This is a genomic window from Streptomyces oceani, from assembly GCF_001751245.1.
In the GTDB taxonomy this organism is placed as follows: domain Bacteria; phylum Actinomycetota; class Actinomycetes; order Streptomycetales; family Streptomycetaceae; genus Streptomyces; species Streptomyces oceani.
The window spans coordinates 19,931-35,792 of record NZ_LJGU01000137.1; the positions used below are offsets into that span (position 1 = coordinate 19,931).

At 71.2% G+C, this 15,862-nt stretch carries 16 protein-coding genes; 4 read left to right on the forward strand and 12 right to left on the reverse strand.

The features are described 5' to 3' along the window. Positions 1 to 24: 24 nt before the first annotated feature. The gene (locus AN216_RS19545; RefSeq protein WP_079166767.1) at positions 25 to 1,299 is read right to left on the reverse strand and encodes a geranylgeranyl reductase family protein; all 1,275 of its coding nucleotides are present in this window, start codon (positions 1,297 to 1,299) and stop codon (positions 25 to 27) included. A gap of 161 nt (positions 1,300 to 1,460) precedes the next feature. On the opposite strand from AN216_RS19545, the gene AN216_RS19550 reads away from it, so the two are divergent. Then, positions 1,461 to 2,828, forward strand: coding sequence for a dipeptidase (locus tag AN216_RS19550; RefSeq protein ID WP_070198005.1), 1,368 nt, complete (start codon positions 1,461 to 1,463; stop codon positions 2,826 to 2,828). A 119-nt stretch (positions 2,829 to 2,947) separates the two neighbouring features. Here AN216_RS19550 and AN216_RS19555 read toward each other — a convergent pair whose 3' ends face one another. The 4 genes from AN216_RS19555 to AN216_RS30305 form a co-directional block, all read right to left on the reverse strand. Then, positions 2,948 to 4,078, reverse strand: a complete 1,131-nt coding sequence (locus AN216_RS19555; protein ID WP_070198006.1) for an NUDIX hydrolase — start codon at positions 4,076 to 4,078, stop codon at positions 2,948 to 2,950. A gap of 313 nt (positions 4,079 to 4,391) precedes the next feature. Beyond that, positions 4,392 to 5,963 carry an ROK family protein gene (locus AN216_RS30730; RefSeq protein ID WP_079166768.1) on the reverse strand — a complete coding sequence of 524 codons (1,572 nt, stop codon included), beginning with the start codon at positions 5,961 to 5,963 and terminating at the stop codon, positions 4,392 to 4,394. Between the two features lie 109 nt (positions 5,964 to 6,072). Continuing rightward, entirely contained in the window at positions 6,073 to 6,606 is a 534-nt protein-coding gene (locus tag AN216_RS27360; RefSeq protein WP_338059267.1) for a hypothetical protein, read from the reverse strand. Between the two features lie 13 nt (positions 6,607 to 6,619). Beyond that, the gene (locus AN216_RS30305; RefSeq protein WP_070198007.1) at positions 6,620 to 6,808 is read right to left on the reverse strand and encodes a hypothetical protein; all 189 of its coding nucleotides are present in this window, start codon (positions 6,806 to 6,808) and stop codon (positions 6,620 to 6,622) included. 313 nt (positions 6,809 to 7,121) lie between these two features. Between AN216_RS30305 and AN216_RS19570 the strand changes: the two genes are divergently transcribed. Then, a complete protein-coding gene (locus AN216_RS19570) occupies positions 7,122 to 8,111 on the forward strand; it encodes a LacI family DNA-binding transcriptional regulator (protein WP_070198089.1) in 990 nt (329 codons plus the stop codon). 93 nt (positions 8,112 to 8,204) lie between these two features. Continuing rightward, the gene (locus tag AN216_RS19575; RefSeq protein ID WP_070198008.1) at positions 8,205 to 8,762 is read left to right on the forward strand and encodes a GH25 family lysozyme; all 558 of its coding nucleotides are present in this window, start codon (positions 8,205 to 8,207) and stop codon (positions 8,760 to 8,762) included. A 77-nt stretch (positions 8,763 to 8,839) separates the two neighbouring features. On the opposite strand, the gene AN216_RS19580 is transcribed toward AN216_RS19575, so the two are convergent. From AN216_RS19580 to AN216_RS19600, 5 genes are all read right to left on the reverse strand, one after another. Then, on the reverse strand, positions 8,840 to 10,132 hold the full coding sequence (locus AN216_RS19580) for a DUF6986 family protein (RefSeq protein ID WP_070198009.1): 1,293 nt from the start codon (positions 10,130 to 10,132) through the stop codon (positions 8,840 to 8,842). A gap of 161 nt (positions 10,133 to 10,293) precedes the next feature. Then, positions 10,294 to 11,256 carry an electron transfer flavoprotein subunit alpha/FixB family protein gene (locus AN216_RS19585; RefSeq protein WP_070198010.1) on the reverse strand — a complete coding sequence of 321 codons (963 nt, stop codon included), beginning with the start codon at positions 11,254 to 11,256 and terminating at the stop codon, positions 10,294 to 10,296. 49 nt (positions 11,257 to 11,305) lie between these two features. Beyond that, positions 11,306 to 12,091, reverse strand: a complete 786-nt coding sequence (locus tag AN216_RS19590) for an electron transfer flavoprotein subunit beta/FixA family protein (protein WP_070198011.1) — start codon at positions 12,089 to 12,091, stop codon at positions 11,306 to 11,308. Between the two features lie 156 nt (positions 12,092 to 12,247). Next, positions 12,248 to 12,751: a flavin reductase family protein gene (locus tag AN216_RS19595; protein WP_070198012.1), complete on the reverse strand. Its 504-nt coding sequence runs from the start codon at positions 12,749 to 12,751 to the stop codon at positions 12,248 to 12,250. A 78-nt stretch (positions 12,752 to 12,829) separates the two neighbouring features. Next, positions 12,830 to 13,159, reverse strand: coding sequence for a TlpA family protein disulfide reductase (locus AN216_RS19600; RefSeq protein WP_244502544.1), 330 nt, complete (start codon positions 13,157 to 13,159; stop codon positions 12,830 to 12,832). A 192-nt stretch (positions 13,160 to 13,351) separates the two neighbouring features. On the opposite strand from AN216_RS19600, the gene AN216_RS19605 reads away from it, so the two are divergent. Continuing rightward, positions 13,352 to 14,071 carry a lysophospholipid acyltransferase family protein gene (locus AN216_RS19605; protein ID WP_070198013.1) on the forward strand — a complete coding sequence of 240 codons (720 nt, stop codon included), beginning with the start codon at positions 13,352 to 13,354 and terminating at the stop codon, positions 14,069 to 14,071. A 101-nt stretch (positions 14,072 to 14,172) separates the two neighbouring features. Here the strand turns inward: AN216_RS19605 and AN216_RS19610 are convergent, their stop codons facing one another. Next, positions 14,173 to 15,279 (reverse strand): threonine aldolase family protein, encoded by a 1,107-nt coding sequence (locus AN216_RS19610; protein WP_070198014.1) that lies wholly within the window; start codon positions 15,277 to 15,279, stop codon positions 14,173 to 14,175. Beyond that, positions 15,258 to 15,862, reverse strand: a 605-nt coding sequence (locus tag AN216_RS19615; protein WP_070198015.1) for an SDR family oxidoreductase, incomplete at its 5' end; no start/stop codon positions are given. The genes AN216_RS19615 and AN216_RS19610, both read right to left, overlap by 22 nt.

Genomic DNA, 15,862 nt, shown 5'->3' on the forward strand with positions numbered 1-15,862 from the left:
AGGCGACGCGACCCCCGGCCGCTCCTAACCCGTCCGGCCAGTGACCTGCGGACGGTCCATCGTGTCCAGCGCACGCCGGGCGAGCGGATGCGTCCGTACGATGCGGGTCAGCGAGGTCGTGCCCCGGGTCACTCCGGCGAAGGCGTTCCAGGCCGGTCGGAAGCCGGTGAGCGCGGCGTGCAGCAGCCCGGGCCGACGCGAGAAGGCGTGGAACAGTCGCCGACCGATCCCCATCTCCACCCCGAGCCCCGACTTCACCGCGAAGGCGTAGTTCAGCGCCTGCCGCCGGGTGTCCACCGCGTCGTACGCCTCGGCCACGCGCACCGCCCACTCACCCGCGAGCCGGCCGGAGCGCAGGGCGAACGAGATGCCCTCCCGGGTCCACGGCTCCAGGAGTCCGGCGGCGTCACCGCAGACCAGCACCCGCCCGCGGGAGAGCGGGGAGTCCTCGGTGCGGCACCGGGTGAGATGTCCGGAGGAGATGCTGGGCGGGAAGCCGGAGAGGCCCAACCGAGCGATGAACTCGTCCAGGTACCGCCTGGTGGCCGCCCCCTCTCCACGGGCGGAGATGACGCCGACCGTGAGAGTGTCCTGCTTCGGGAAGACCCATCCGTAACTCCCGGGCAACGGCCCCCAGTCGATCAGCACCCTGCCCGCCCAGTCCTCGGCCACGCTCGCCGGCACCGGGATCTCGGCCTCCAGGCCGAGGTCCACCTGCTCGAGCTGCACCCCGACATGACTGCCTATCCGGCTCGCGCTACCGTCCGCGCCCACCACCGCGTGGGCCAGCACCGGCTCCTCCTGACCGGCCAGCAGGACCGCCACCGTCCGCCGATCGGGCACCTGCGAGCCGTGCTGCTCGACCCGGGAGACCGAGACGCCCGTACGGACCTCCGCCCCGGCCTGCTGGGCCGAGCGCACGAGCGCGTGGTCGAACTCCGGGCGGTTGAGCAGGCCGAACAGCGTCGACCTCGAACGTCGGGTGCGGCTCAGCCTGCCGTTCAACGAGAAGGTCACGGCGTGCACCCGGTCGCGCAGGGGTAGTTCGAAGCCGGGCGGCAAGGCGTCCCGGGACAGGCCGATGATCCCCCCGCCACAGGTCTTGTACCGCGGCAGCTCGGATTTCTCCAACAGCAGGACCCGACGGCCCGCGACCGCCGCGGCGTACGCGGCAGAGGCACCGGCCGGCCCGGCACCGACCACCACCACGTCCCACACCTGCCGATCCGGGTCGCCTTCCCCGGAGGCGTCTCCGGCCGCGTCATCCTCGGCGCCCTCGGCCGCGTACTCGCTGCTCACGTTGTGCCCCTGCTCTGTTCGTTCCGTGCCGCCCGGCGCGACCGGGCGCCTCCTGCGTCCGGCGGAGTGTCCGGAATCCCTGTGGGAAGATCAGCCACACCCCCGCACATACATATGTATATACGTAGGTGCCCAACGTCGCGCCCACGAGGAGCGTTCCCATGTCGCAGAGCCCGATCGCCACCACCGTCTCGTCACTGCTGCCACAGGCCCGAACCGAGCTGGCCGAACTGGTGGCCTTCCGGTCCGTGGCCGATCCGGCGCAGTTTCCGCCGAGCGAGTGTACGGCCGCCGCGGAATGGGTCGCGGAGGCTCTCCGTACGGAGGGCTTCGAGGAGGTCGCGCTGCTCGACACCCCGGACGGCACCCGGTCCGTCTACGGTCACCTGCCCGGCCCCGCGGGGGCACCCACGGTGTTGCTGTACGCGCACTACGACGTACAACCGCCGCTCGACGAGGCGGCCTGGCACTCCCCGCCCTTCCAACTCACCGAACGAGACGGCCGCTGGTACGGCCGAGGTGCCGCGGACTGCAAGGGCGGCGTCCTGATGCACCTGCTCGCGCTGCGTGCCCTGAAGGCCAACGGCGGCGTGCCGGTGAGCGTCAAGGTGATCGTCGAGGGTTCCGAGGAGCAGGGCACCGGAGGCCTGGAGCGGTACGCCGACGCGTACCCGGAGCTGCTCGCGGCGGACACCATCGTGATCGGCGACACCGGCAACTTCCGGCCCGGGCTGCCGACCCTCACCGCGACGCTGCGCGGCATGACCCTCGTACGCGTGTCGGTGGACACGCTGGTCGGCAACCTGCACTCCGGACAGTTCGGCGGAGCCGCCCCGGACGCGCTGGGCGCCCTCGTCCGGATACTCGACTCACTACGCGCCGCGGACGGTTCGACCGTCGTCGACGGCTTGGGCACCGACGCGTGCTGGGAGGGCGTCGACTACCCGGAGGAGGACTTCCGGCGAGACGCCAAGGTGCTGGACGGAGTGGGACTGATCGGCTCGGGCAGCGTCGCGGACCGGGTCTGGGCCCGTCCGGCGGTCACCGTGCTGGGCATCGACTGTCCGCCGGTGGTGGGGGCCACCCCGTCCGTACAGGCTAACGCCAGCGCGCTGGTCAGTCTGCGGGTGCCACCGGGCACGGACGCGGCACACGCGACGGAACTGCTCATCAGGCACCTGACGGCGCACGCGCCGTGGGGCGCTCAGGTGACGTGTACGCAGGTCGGGCAGGGACAGCCGTTCAGCACGGACAGCGGCGGCCCCGCGTACACCGCGATGACCGAGGCGCTGCGGGAGGCGTACGACGGCACCGAGACGGCGACGGCGGGTCAGGGCGGCTCCATCCCACTGTGCGACACGCTCGCACGGCTGTACCCGCGCGCGGAGATCCTGCTGATGGGTCTGAGCGAGCCGGAGGCGCAGATCCACGCGGTCAACGAGAGCGTCTCGCCACGGGAGTTGGAGGCGCTGTCCGTGGCGGAGGCGCTGTTCCTGCGGAAGTACGCGCGGTCCGGCTCCCAGGGCTGACCGGGACGGGAGCCGTGCCACCGGACCGGACGCATGGCCGTGTGGGACGTACGGCCGTGCCACCCAACCGGACGGCTCCCGCCGCTGGGCTGGCGCGACCGGTGGCGCGGACGGGCGGCTCAACCGCCAACCGGCGCTCCGGCCTCGAGGTTCAGCGTCGTGCCCTGTCGCCGCGCTCGCAACGCCCAGCGCAACCGGCGGTAGCGTACGGGTGGTAGCAGCCCCGCCGCCTCCGTCTCACTCACGAAGTGCCAGCCCCGTAGCTCGGCTCCGGGGAGAAGCAGGTCCGCCGCGCGCCCGGACTCCAGCAGGCCACCGTCGAAGAGCAACCGCAGTCCGCCGTAGCCGGAAGGGCCGGGTGGTTCCCAGTCCAGGACGAGCAGCCGCGGCACCTCTGCCAGTTCGATCCCCAGCTCCTCCGCCACCTCGCGCATGCCGGCACGCGCCGGCGCCTCACCGGGCTCGACGACGCCGCCGGGAAACTCCCAGCCCGGCTTGTACGTCGGATCGACGAGCAGCACCCGGTCGTCCTCGTCGAACAACAGCACCCCGGCTGCGAGCGTGTCCGCGGTGGGCTCGGGCGTCTGCACGATGTCCAGGGCGCCCGCCCCCTCCCGTACGGCGTCGGCGACGACCTGAGCGGCACGATGGGGACTGACCGCGCTCGTGTCGATCAGATGCGCGTCCGCCGTGAGCCAGGGCAGCGCGGACCGGTAGGCGGCCAGTTGACTCCGGTGCCACTCGCCCGGACCGGGCTCGGGCGGCGCCGCTTCCGCCGTCGGGTGGTCTCCCGGAGCCTCGACTCGTACGGCGGCGGTGGCTCGCGCGTCCAGACGGTCCCCGTCCGTCGCCCCCGGCGCCCCGCCGTCGAAGGCGGCCCTGGTCACGAGCCGATGACGGAGGATCGTTTCCTCCGCGTGCAGCAACACGTGGCACACCGACACCCGCCGCGCGGCGAGCGCGCCGAATATCTCGTCCCGATGCTCTTGGCGCAGCAGGGTGCTGGGGGCGATCAGCGGCCCGGGAACCTCGGAGAGAACCGCGACGGCCGTGTCCGCGACAAGCCTGCGCCAGGCGGCGAGCTCACGGAAGTCCTCCACCCCGCTGAGGCACTTCTCGGGCAGCATGCCGCGCAGCCCATCCTCGACCATCTCCGGCTCGAAGAGCGTGCTCCCGGGTAGCAGGTGCAGGAGTTCACGAGCCGTGGCGGTCTTGCCGACGCCGTGCGGACCGTTCAACCAGACGATCACACTTCCCCCTCTTCCATCGCCCCTCGTGTGAGTTGCCCACTCCCACCCGCGACGGAAACGCGCCGGGCGGCGCTCCCGCGCGCGACGCGGTTCGCGTGCGCCGGTCAGCCCTGGCACCCGCGCACGCGTCCTGGGCCCGCGACGGCCACAGGGCGCACGGGAGCACGCGGGCGCACGGCGTACGTACGGGGCACGGGCACGGACTCCGGCACGGTTCCGGCGCCAGACGCCGCTTGCCCTCGGACCGGGGACCGGGCCACCGGGCCCTGGACCTGGCGCTGGCCCTGGACCGGGAACAAGCCCGAGAACGGTGTCAGTCGGCCCGCGGCGGCCCCTCCCGTCGTGCCAAACCGCCCGCGGCCTCTGGGCCCAACAGGTCACGGCAGGCCGCCGCGGCACCGACCAACCCGGCGTCGGTGCCCGTTTCCGCCGGCGCCACCCGCAGACCGCGGACGTACGGCAGCGTGGCGTACTCCGCCAACACCCGCCGAAGCGGGGCGAAGAGCACCTCACCGGCACGTGCCACCCCGCCACCGATCACCGCCACCTCGATCTCCACCAGCGCGGCCGTCCCCGCGATACCGGCGGCGAGCGCACGGGCCGCGTGCGCGTACGTGGCGCTCGCGACCGGGTCGCCCGCGCGAGCCGCCGATGCCACCGCGGCGGCCGTACGGTCACCGTCCGGGCCCGGGAGCCAACCGTCGTGCAGCGCTCGACGAGCGATGCTCGGGCCACTCGCCAGCCGCTCCACGCAACCACGCGACCCACAGGGGCACGACTCACCCAACAGGTCCACACTGATGTGCCCGATGTGCCCGGCGTTGCCAGTCGGCCCCGCGTAGAGCTTCCCGTCCAGCACCAGACCGCCACCGACGCCGGTGGACACCACCATGCACAACGCGTGATCGTGGCCACGGGCCGCGCCGTGCCGGTGCTCCGCGGCCGTCACCGCCGCGCCGTCTCCGACCAGGATCACCGGACGCCCGTCGAGATGCGGGCGCACCCGCTCCACCAACGGGTAATGGCGCCAGGCCGGGATGTTGACCGGGCTGACGGCGCCCGCGACGGAGTCGACGGGACCGGCGCTGCCGATTCCCAACGCGCCCGCTCGCGGCCACTCGTGGTGCCGGGCGAGCTCACCGAGCACCTCGTGGACAGCATCCATCACACGGTCACCGTCCAGCCCCTCGGGAGTGGGACGGCGTGCGCTGGCCCNCGGGTCGCCCGCGCGAGCCGCCGATGCCACCGCGGCGGCCGTACGGTCACCGTCCGGGCCCGGGAGCCAACCGTCGTGCAGCGCTCGACGAGCGATGCTCGGGCCACTCGCCAGCCGCTCCACGCAACCACGCGACCCACAGGGGCACGACTCACCCAACAGGTCCACACTGATGTGCCCGATGTGCCCGGCGTTGCCAGTCGGCCCCGCGTAGAGCTTCCCGTCCAGCACCAGACCGCCACCGACGCCGGTGGACACCACCATGCACAACGCGTGATCGTGGCCACGGGCCGCGCCGTGCCGGTGCTCCGCGGCCGTCACCGCCGCGCCGTCTCCGACCAGGATCACCGGACGCCCGTCGAGATGCGGGCGCACCCGCTCCACCAACGGGTAATGGCGCCAGGCCGGGATGTTGACCGGGCTGACGGCGCCCGCGACGGAGTCGACGGGACCGGCGCTGCCGATTCCCAACGCGCCCGCTCGCGGCCACTCGTGGTGCCGGGCGAGCTCACCGAGCACCTCGTGGACAGCATCCATCACACGGTCACCGTCCAGCCCCTCGGGAGTGGGACGGCGTGCGCTGGCCCGGAGCCGGCCGGACGCGTCGACGAGGGCGCCAGCGATCTTCGTGCCCCCGATGTCCAGCGCCGCGACGAGGTCGGTGTGCATGTGCGTCGGTCTCCTGTGCAGCTGGTTCCGTGCCCGCTCGGGCACGGCTCAGCCGCAAGTCTCCGAGTTTCTGACAACGTTGTCCAGCCGAGGTCCGTCGGATGCCTTGTCACCGATGCGACTGGGCTGCGACGCGCTCACTTCGCGAGGGGGTCCAGCGCGAACCGCGACGACCCGTACGGCTGGGACCGGCTGAAGAAGCCACCATACTGGGACGCGGGGCGGACAAGGCGACGTCGAGACAGACGGCGGCCCGCACACCCTCCTCCAAGGTGGTGGCGAACGGGCGCTCTGTCCGGCCTCGACCAGACAGCGTGCCGTCACCGGGCCCAGACCGGAGACTCCGCCGGTGTTGATCACGGTCCCGCCGCTCGTTCCCGCTCCCCTTCGTCACTGTCCTTGACGTGGCGGACCCGGACGGCGGCCGAGCCCGGCCGATCACCTCGCGTAGGAGCGTGTGCAGCCGCAGCCCGCTCTCGCGGTCGAGGCGGGCGAAGGGCGAGTGCTCAGTGGTGTGCTGGGTGACACGGTCACGCAACACGCACCCCTCGGGGGTGGGTTGGATGAGTTTCACGCGACGATCGGTGGGGTGCGGCACGCGGCGCGCCAGGCCGCGCCGCTCGAGCCGGTCGATCATCGACATGGCGGTCGAAGCGTCAGCATTGCGTGCGGCCGGCCAGGCGGCGCGCGGTCATCCCCCGCTCGCGACGCAGCTTCCACAGCACGCCGGTCTGGGTCTCGATCAGCCCCAGACCCCGGGCCAACTCCCTGAGTTCACCGTGCGCCCGGTCGCGAATGACGGACAGGCAGTCGATGATCCCTCCGGTCAGTCGCAGATCGTCCATGTGAAGGAAGCCCCCTGGATATTCCTATTATGGAAACTTCCATGTATTTGCGGCGCGGCGCCCCTCTGGCCTGCCAGGATGCTGGAAGTCGCGGCGAAACCCCGGCGGTTCGGGCGAGGACGAACAGTCTCGTCGCCGTTCACGCCCCCACGGCGGCCGATGATGTGTGCTGGCATGGTTCCGATCCGGCCGACAGGCTTCCGGAGCCGACCGGCGAACCCGACGACGCCCGCGACGAGAAGGACGACCCGTGCCCCATCCCGTACGCCCCACGCATCGTGATCCCGCCCGCCCGCCGGGCAACCGGCCCACCATGAAGGATGTCGCGGCCCGGGCCGGGGTGGGCCTCAAGACGGTGTCACGAGTGGTCAACGGGGAGCAGGGAGTGTCCGTTGACACCGAACACCGGGTGCGGGAGGCCATCACGGCGCTGGGCTTTCGGCGCAACGACAGTGCCCGCACGCTCCGCAAGGGCCGCACCGCCAGCATCGGCCTGGTGCTCGAGGACCTCGCGGACCCCTTCTACGCACCGCTGAGCAGGGCGGTCGAGGAGGTGGCGCGAGCACACGGCGCCCTGCTGATCAACGGCTCGAGCGCCGAAAGTCCCGAGCGAGAACAGGAGTTGGTGCTGGCTCTGTGCGCGCGTCGGGTGGATGGCCTGGTGATCATCCCGGCCGGGGACGATCACCGTTATCTGACGCCGGAGATCGACGCGGGCGTCGCGGTGACCTTCGTCGACCGGGCGCCCGGGCTGATCGAGGCGGACGTCGTCCGCTCGGACAGCTATGGCGGCGCGCGCGAGGGTACCGCTCATCTTCTCGCCCACGGTCATCGGCGCGTCGGCTTCCTCGGCGACCAGCCACACATCCAGACCGCGACCGAGCGGCTACGCGGCTACCGAGACGCGATGGCCGAGTCCGGGCTGCCGGTGGACCCCGCCTGGACCTCGCTGGGGCCGACCGATCCGGAACGGATCAGCGCGGAGACCCGCCGCATGCTCACCGGGCCGCGACCCGTCACCGCGCTGTTCGCCGGCAACAACCGGACCACCGTGACGGTGGTCCGCGAACTCGCCGCCCATCAGGGCCCGCCCGTAGCCCTGATGGGGTTCGACGACTTCGAACTGGCCGAGCTGCTCACCCCTCCCGTCTCGGTGGTCGCCCAAGATCCGGCACAACTCGGACGCACGGCTGCCGAGCTGCTGTTCCGGCGCCTCGACGGGGTGACCGAGCCACCGCGCCAGCTGACACTGCCGATCCGGCTCGTCGCCAGGGGTTCGGGCGAACTTCACCCGTACGAATGAAGAGTGCGGCCACGGCGCCGGATCGGCGTAAGGCCACGGCAGGCGGGCACACTACGGCTATCCATTCCTGACACCCCCGGCTGGAGGCAGCCGATGCTGCACGGCGTAGACGTGAGCTCACACCAGTCGTCCTACGACCCCAGCGGCCTGGACTTTGTCATCGTCAAGGCGACAGAGGGCCGTTCGTACGTCAATCCACGGATGGCCGACCAGGCCAAAGCGGCGCGTGACGAGGGCTGCGTGGTCGGCTTCTACCACTTCCTCTGGCCGGGGAACATCGAGGCACAGGCGGAGTACTTCATCGCCAAAGCCGTCGAGGACCCAGGCGACCTGCTCGCCGCGGACTGGGAGCAGAACAGCCAGGGGACGCACCCGAGCAACGCGGAGAAGGACCGCTTCATCCGTGAGGTCAAGCGGCTTCGCCCCAACCACCAGGTCCTTCTCTACTGCAACCGCTACTTCTGGCTCAACCACGACACCACGTCGTACGCCGGCGACGGCCTGTGGATCGCCGACTACGTGAGCCGGGGCGAGCCCCGCATCCAGGCCGACTGGCGCCTGCATCAGTACACCGACCAGCCGCTGGACAAGAACGTCGCCGACTTCTCCAGCCGCCAGGCGCTGCGCGACTGGGCGGCCGGCGGCTCCTGAGCCACCGGCCCGGACCGCTCCCGCAGCACGCCCCGGTCCGCGGGAGCTTCCGGCGCCATGGCGCCGGCCGGGGCGGATCAACCGGCGGAGGGCGACCTGCCGGCGAGGTTCTCCAACTCGCGCCGGCTCAGCCCCGCGAGCCTGTCCACTTCGGCGACGTCGAGGGCGCCGCAGTCCAGCCCGCGCAGCAGGTAGCCGCTCAGTGCCCGCGCCGTGGCGGGCTCGTCGAGTACGGCGCCCTCCGCCCTGCTGACGTACGCCGCCAACCGCGCCGCGGCCGGCTCCAGACCCTCCCGATAGAAGGCGTACACGGCGGCGTAGCGGGTCACGAGGTGCCCCGGGTGCATGTCCCAGCCCTGATAGTACGCCCGGGCCAACGAGCGCCGCACCAGCTCGTAGTGGTGCCGCCAGGCGGCACGCACCTGGTCGCCGGAGCCGACCGGCAGCACGTTGGTGGAGCCGTCCGAGAGTCGCACGCCGGTGCCGGCGGCGGCGACCTGCATCACCGCCTTGGCGTGGTCCGCGGCGGGGTGCTCCAGGGACTGGTAAGCCGCGCTGACTCCGCAGGACGCGCTGTAGTCGAAGGTGCCATAGTGCAGGGACGTGGCGCGTCCCCGTGCGGCGTCGATCATCCGCGCCACGGTGGCTCGGCCGTCCGCGCCCAGGATGGACTGGGTGGTCTCGATCTGGATCTCGAAGCCGATGCTGCCCTCAGCCAGTCCGTGCGCCGTCTCGAACTCCGCGCAGAGGCGGGCCATCGCCCCGACCTGCTCCGGCGCGCTGACCTTCGGCAGGGTGAGCACCATCCCCTCGGGGATGCCGCCGGCGGCCATCAGGCCGCTGAGGAAGATGTCCAGGGTGCGGATGCCGCGCTCCCGCACGGCGGCCTCCAGACACTTCATGCGGATGCCCAGCCACACCGGCTGGGGAGGGGCTGAGTCGCGGCGCAACATCGCGGCCACCGTCCGGGCGGTACGGGCGGCCGTGGCGTCCTCCTCCGCGTCCGGGCGCGTCCCGTAACCGTCCTCGAAGTCGATCCGCAGGTCCTCCACGGGCTCGTGGGCGAGCTTGGCTCGCACGCGGTCGTGGACGGCCGTCGCGATCTGTTCGGAGAGACCGAGCGCGGAGCCGAACGCGTGGGGATCCGGGGCGTGTTCGTCGAGCTGCCGCAGGGCCTGGGCTCCCCAGTCCGGCACGGTGTCCGGGGTGAACACGTCGGCTGGCACGTAGACCGTGTGCACCGGCTGGCGGGTGCCGGGGTCGCCTGGATAGCGGCTCTCCAACTCGGCGTCCACGTTGGCGAGCGAAGCGGCCACGCCTTCCCGTACGGACGCTGTGAAGGTGGTCGTCACCGGCTCGTCCTGCGTCATCTGTGCTCGCTCCCTGTTCGCCGACCATGAAAGAGAGAATCAACAAAATGTTGAATCTCTCTCGGGGACGCTAGACCGCCCCATCGGGGCCGTCAACAGATACCCACGACGGGACCCCCGCGCGAGTGGCACGCGCGGGGGTCCCGGAGAAGCGAACGAGGTCAGCCCTTGCGCGCCTTGACCTGTTCGGTCAACTGCGGAAGCACCTGGAACAGGTCTCCGACCACGCCGTAGTCCACGAGGTCGAAGATCGGGGCCTCGGCGTCCTTGTTGACCGCCACGATGGTCTTGGAGGTCTGCATGCCGGCGCGGTGCTGGATGGCACCGGAGATGCCCGCCGCGACGTACAACTGCGGCGAGACGGACTTCCCGGTCTGGCCCACCTGGCTGGAGTGCGGATACCAACCGGCGTCGACCGCGGCACGCGAGGCACCGACCGCGGCACCCAAGGCGTCCGCGAGAGCCTCGATCACCTGGAAGTTCTCCGCGCCGTTCACCCCGCGGCCACCGGAGACCACGATGGCCGCCTCGGTCAGCTCCGGCCGGCCGGTGGCCTCCCGCGGGTCCCGCGAGGTGACCCGCGTCCCGGTGGAGGACTCCTGGACGGTCACCGTCAGCGGCTCCACGGTGCCCGCGGCGGGATCAGCTTCGGGCGCCGCGGAGTTGGGCTTCACGGTGATGACCGGGGTGCCGTTGGTGACCCGCGAACGTGTCGTGTACGCGGCGGCGAAGACGGACTGAGTGGCGACCGGGCCCTCGGAACCGGCCTCCAGGTCCACGGCGTCGGTGATGATGCCGGAACCGACGCGTACCGCCAGCCGCGCCGCGATCTCCTTGGCCTCCGAGGAGGAGGGAAGCAGCACCGCCACCGGCGCGACGGCGTCGTGGGCGGCCTGCAGACCGTCCACCTTCGGGGCCACGAGGTAGTCCGCGAACTCCGCCAAGTCCGCCGCCAGGACCTTCACCGCGCCGTGCTCGGCGAGCACCGGCGCGGCTTCCTCCGCACCCGGACCCAGGTGTACGGCGACCGGTTCCCCAAGCCGCCGGGCGAGCGTCAGCAGCTCCAGGGTCGGCTTGCGGACGGCGCCGTCGACGTGATCGACATAGACAAGGACTTCAGCCATGGGATTGTTCTCCTGCTACGAGAGTGAGCGAGCGTGGGACCGGAGTGGGTCAGACGAACTTCTGACCCGCGAGGTACTCGGCGAGTTGCCCGCCGCCCTCGCCCTCGTCCTTGACCACGGTGCCGGCGGTACGCGCGGGCCGCTCGGTGGCGTCCTCAACCTTGGTCCAGGCCCCGTCCAGGCCGACGTCGTCCGCCTCCAGGTCGAGGTCGTCCAGGTCCAGCGACTCCACTGGCTTCTTCTTCGCCGAGACGATGCCCTTGAAGGACGGGTAACGCGCCTCGCCCGACTGGTCGGTCACCGAGACGACCGCCGGCAGTTGCGCCCGCAGGTGCTCGGTCGCGGTGTCCCCGTCCCGGCGGCCGGTGACGACGCCGTCGCTCACCGAGACCTCGGACAGCGAGGTGACCTGCGGGACGCCGAGCCGTTCGGCGAGCATGGCGGGAAGGACCCCCATGGTGCCGTCCGTCGAGGCCATACCGCACACCACGAGGTCGTAGCCGGTCTTCTCGATGGCCTTGGCCAACACCAGCGAGGTGCCCAGGGCGTCGGTGCCGTGCAGGTCGTCGTCCTCGACGTGAACGCCCTTGTCGGCGCCCATCGACAGGGCCTTGCGGAGCGCGTCGTTGGCGTCCTCCGGGCCGACCGTGAGCACGGTGACCTCGGCCTCGTCGGCCTCCTCGGAAATCTGCAGGGCCTGCTCGACCGCGTACTCGTCCAGCTCCGACAGCAGACCGTCGGCCGCTTCCCGATCCGTGGTCAGGTCCTCCGTGAACTGCCGGTCACCGGCAGCGTCGGGCACGTACTTCACACAGACAACGATCCTCAGACTCACGCCGCCACTCCTACTGCATCTCGCACGCTTCCCGGCCGAACAGACCGGTGTTCACAGACTTTATTACTCGTCAGTACACTCAGCATCCGTTCCGTTATCAAGGCCATGGGAATGTGACCTTGCCAACGCGCCAACTCGGCTGCTGAGCAGCACAACTCAATCACGCAGCAGCCGGAAACGCCCCTGCTGGTAGAGCAGCGGACGGCTCCCCGGCCGCACCCGACCATCGTCCACCTCCGCGAGCACCACCCGATGACCCGCCACCGGGACTCGGGCGATCACCCGGCAGACCAACCACGCGCTGACCCCGTCCAGCACCGGCACGCCGTGTGGTCCCCACCGCCAACTGGTGGGAGCCGCGAAGCGATCCACCTCCTTGCTCGCGAACGTCTCGGCCAGTTCCCGCTGATGCGCGCCGAGCACGTGCACCGCGAGGTGTTCCGCCTCCGCGATCACGGGCCAGCTGGAGGAACCGACTCCCACTCCGAACGAGACTACCGGGGGCTCGGCCGACACCGAGCTGAGCGAGGTCGCGGTGAAGCCGGTGGGTCGTCCCGCCCGTGCCGCGGTGACCACGGCCACACCGGCCGCGTGTTCGCGGAACGCCGCCCGCAGCAGCGCACCTCCGCGCAGTGTCTCGCTGACGCCGGGGGCGCTCACCGATCTTGTCCTGACCTCATCACGCCACCTCACGATACGCGCCGTGCGTCGACCGACTCACCGGGGAGCGGCCGCGGATCACGCGACGGCCTCCCCGAGCGCCGCGATCACGTCGGCGCGCCGGGGCTGCCCGGCCGCTCGCCGTACGGTCCGCCCTTGAGCGTCCAGTACCAGGACCGTCGGCGTGGAGACGATCCCGAGTCGCCGCACGAGTTCGAGCGCGCCTTCCGCGTCGATCTCGACGTGTGTGACGCCGCCCACCATGGTCGAGACGTCCCGCAGCACCCGGCGGGTCGCCCGGCAGGGTTGGCAGAAGGCGCTGGAGAACTGCACCAGGGTCGCCCGCTCTCCGAACCGGTCGACCCCGATATCGGCTGCGCCCAGCGAATCCGTCATGCTCTCCAGCATGCACCGCCCGCGGCTCGTGCGAGGCGGCACGGGGGGAGCGTGAGCAGAATCTCCCGCAGACCGACCCCGGCTGTGGCTCTTCTTCGGTCTTTCGGGCACGATCTGTGGAGGCCGGAAGTTACGCATCCGTAGGTTCCGCTTCGATAGCCGTCGGCAAGCCCTCCCCGGCGCCGGCGAGAAGGGTCGTCCCGTATGGCTGAGCTCGTGTATCCCCCGGTGGTCGGTGTTGCCCGCACCTTCTTCAAAGCACTCGACCTGCGGTTCGACATGCACGGCACACAGCACGTACCGCAGCACGGCGGCGCGGTGTTGGTGAGCAACCACATAGGCTATCTGGACTTCGTCTTCACCGGCCTGGCCGCCCGCCCGGCCAAGCGACTGGTCCGTTTCATGGCAAAGGAGTCGGTGTTCAGACACAAGGTCTCCGGACCGTTGATGCGGGCGATGAAGCACATCCCGGTGGACCGTTCCCAGGGTGAACACGCCTACCGGCACGCGTTGCAGGCCCTGCGTTCCGGCGAGATCATCGGGGTCTTCCCGGAGGCGACCATCTCGCCCTCGTTCACCCTGAAGAACTTCAAGTCCGGCGCGGCCCGCCTCGCTCAGGAGTCCGGCGTGCCGCTGCTGCCGATGGCCCTGTGGGGCACGCAGCGGCTCTGGACGAAGGGGCACAAGCGCGATTTCGGTCGTAACCACCTGCCGATCAGCATCCGGGTGGGCGAGTCCTTCCGGGCGGACCCGCAGGAGCCCGTCCTGACCGTCACCGAGCGGTTGCGCGGTCGGGTGCACGAGCTCCTGGAAACCGCCCAACGCAACTATCCGTCCAGCCCCAAGGGCCCCGAGGACTCCTGGTGGCTTCCGGCGCACTTGGGGGGCACCGCGCCCAAACCAGCGGAGACACCAGCGCACTGACCTGGCGGCCCCGCCCCGGCCAGCGCACCCACGGCGGTGACGTCCGGCCGGGGCGGGCCGGTTCGGAGCGTACGCGCCGCGGCACGCCGCCCGGCCAGGCGTCAGGTGTGTGTGCTCTCCGTCATCTCCTCCCGCAGCGCGGAGACGAAGCCGTCCACGTCCTCCTCGGTGGTGTCGAAGGAACACATCCAGCGGACGTCACCAGCCGCCTCGTCCCAGAAGTAGAAGCGGTAACGCTTCTGCAGGCGTTCGCTCACCTCGTGCGGCAGCCGCGCGAAGACCGCGTTGGCCTGGACCGGGTACAGGATCCGCACACCCTCCACCGACCGCACCCCGGCCGCGAGTCGTTGCGCCATGGTGTTGGCGTGCCGGGCGTTCCGCAGCCACAAGTCCCGTGCGAGCAGCGCCTCGAGTTGTACGGATATGAACCGCGCCTTCGAGGCGAGCTGCATGGACAGCTTCCGCAGGTGCTTCATCGCCCCCACGGCGTCCGGGTTGAGGACGACGACCGCCTCGCCGAAGAGCATGCCGTTCTTCGTGCCACCGAAGGACAGGACGTCCACCCCCACGGCATGGGTGAACGCCCGCATCGGCACGTCCAGCGCCGCGGCGGCGTTGGCGATCCGGGCACCGTCCAGGTGCACCCTCATGCCGCGTTCGTGGGCGTGCTCACAGATGGCGCGGACCTCGTCGGGGGTGTAGAGCGTGCCCAGCTCGGTGTTCTGTGCCAACGAGACGACCTGCGGCATGGCGCGGTGCTCGTCGTCCCAGCCGAACGCCTCCCGGTCGATGAGTTCGGGCGTCAGTTTGCCGTCCGCCGTCGGTACGGTGAGCAGCTTCAGTCCGCCGACCCGCTCCGGGGCGCCACACTCGTCCACGTGGATATGCGCGCTGTCCGCCGCGATGACGGCTCCCCACCGGTCGGTGAGCGCCTGCAGGGCGACGACGTTCGCCCCGGTGCCGTTGAACACCGGGAACGCCTGGGCGTAAGGGCCGAAGTGGCTGCGCATGGCCTGCTGGAGGTGCTCGGTGTACGCGTCAGCGCCGTAAGCGCTCTGATGGCCGCCGTTCGCCAGCGCGAGCGCCGCCAGCACCTCCGGGTGCGCGCCCGCGTAGTTGTCGCTGGCGAAGCCGCGGATCTCGGGGTCGTGATGCCGTTTGGCGTCCGTGACCGCGGGCGCGGACGCTACGGCTGGGGTGTGAGCCACAGGCGGTTTCCGTTCACTTCCTCGGTGGACTGCTTCCAGGTGCCGACGAGGGCGTCGGCCAGATCCCGAACGTCGGTGAAGGTCTTGAACTTGGACTGGGGCCGCTCGGCCCGCATCTGGTCGTTCACCAGGGCCTTGACCACCAGGATCGCCGCGGCGGCCGGCGGCGGTCCGTCCTCCCCCGCCTTACGGAACGCGTCGCCCAGGGCCAGGGTCCAGGCCTCGGCGGCTGCCTTGGAGGCGGCGTAGGCGGCGTTGCCCGCCGTCGGCCTGCTCGCGCCGGCCGCGCTGACCAGGAGATAACGACCGTTGCCAGCGCGCCGCAGCGCCCCCTCGAAGGCCAGCGAGGTGTGCTGCACGGTCCGCACCAGCAGGTCGTGCAGCGCGTCCCAGTCGGCCAGATCGGTCTCGGCGAACGCCGCCGAGCCCCGCCAGCCCCCCACGAGGTGCACCAGTCCGTCGACGCGGCCGTACTCCTTCTCGGTGCGCGCCGCCCACTCCCGGGTGGCTCCCAGGTCCAGCAGGTCCACGGTGTCGCCGGTGACGGTCGCGCCGCCTCGCACGGCCTGGGCCGCGTCCACGG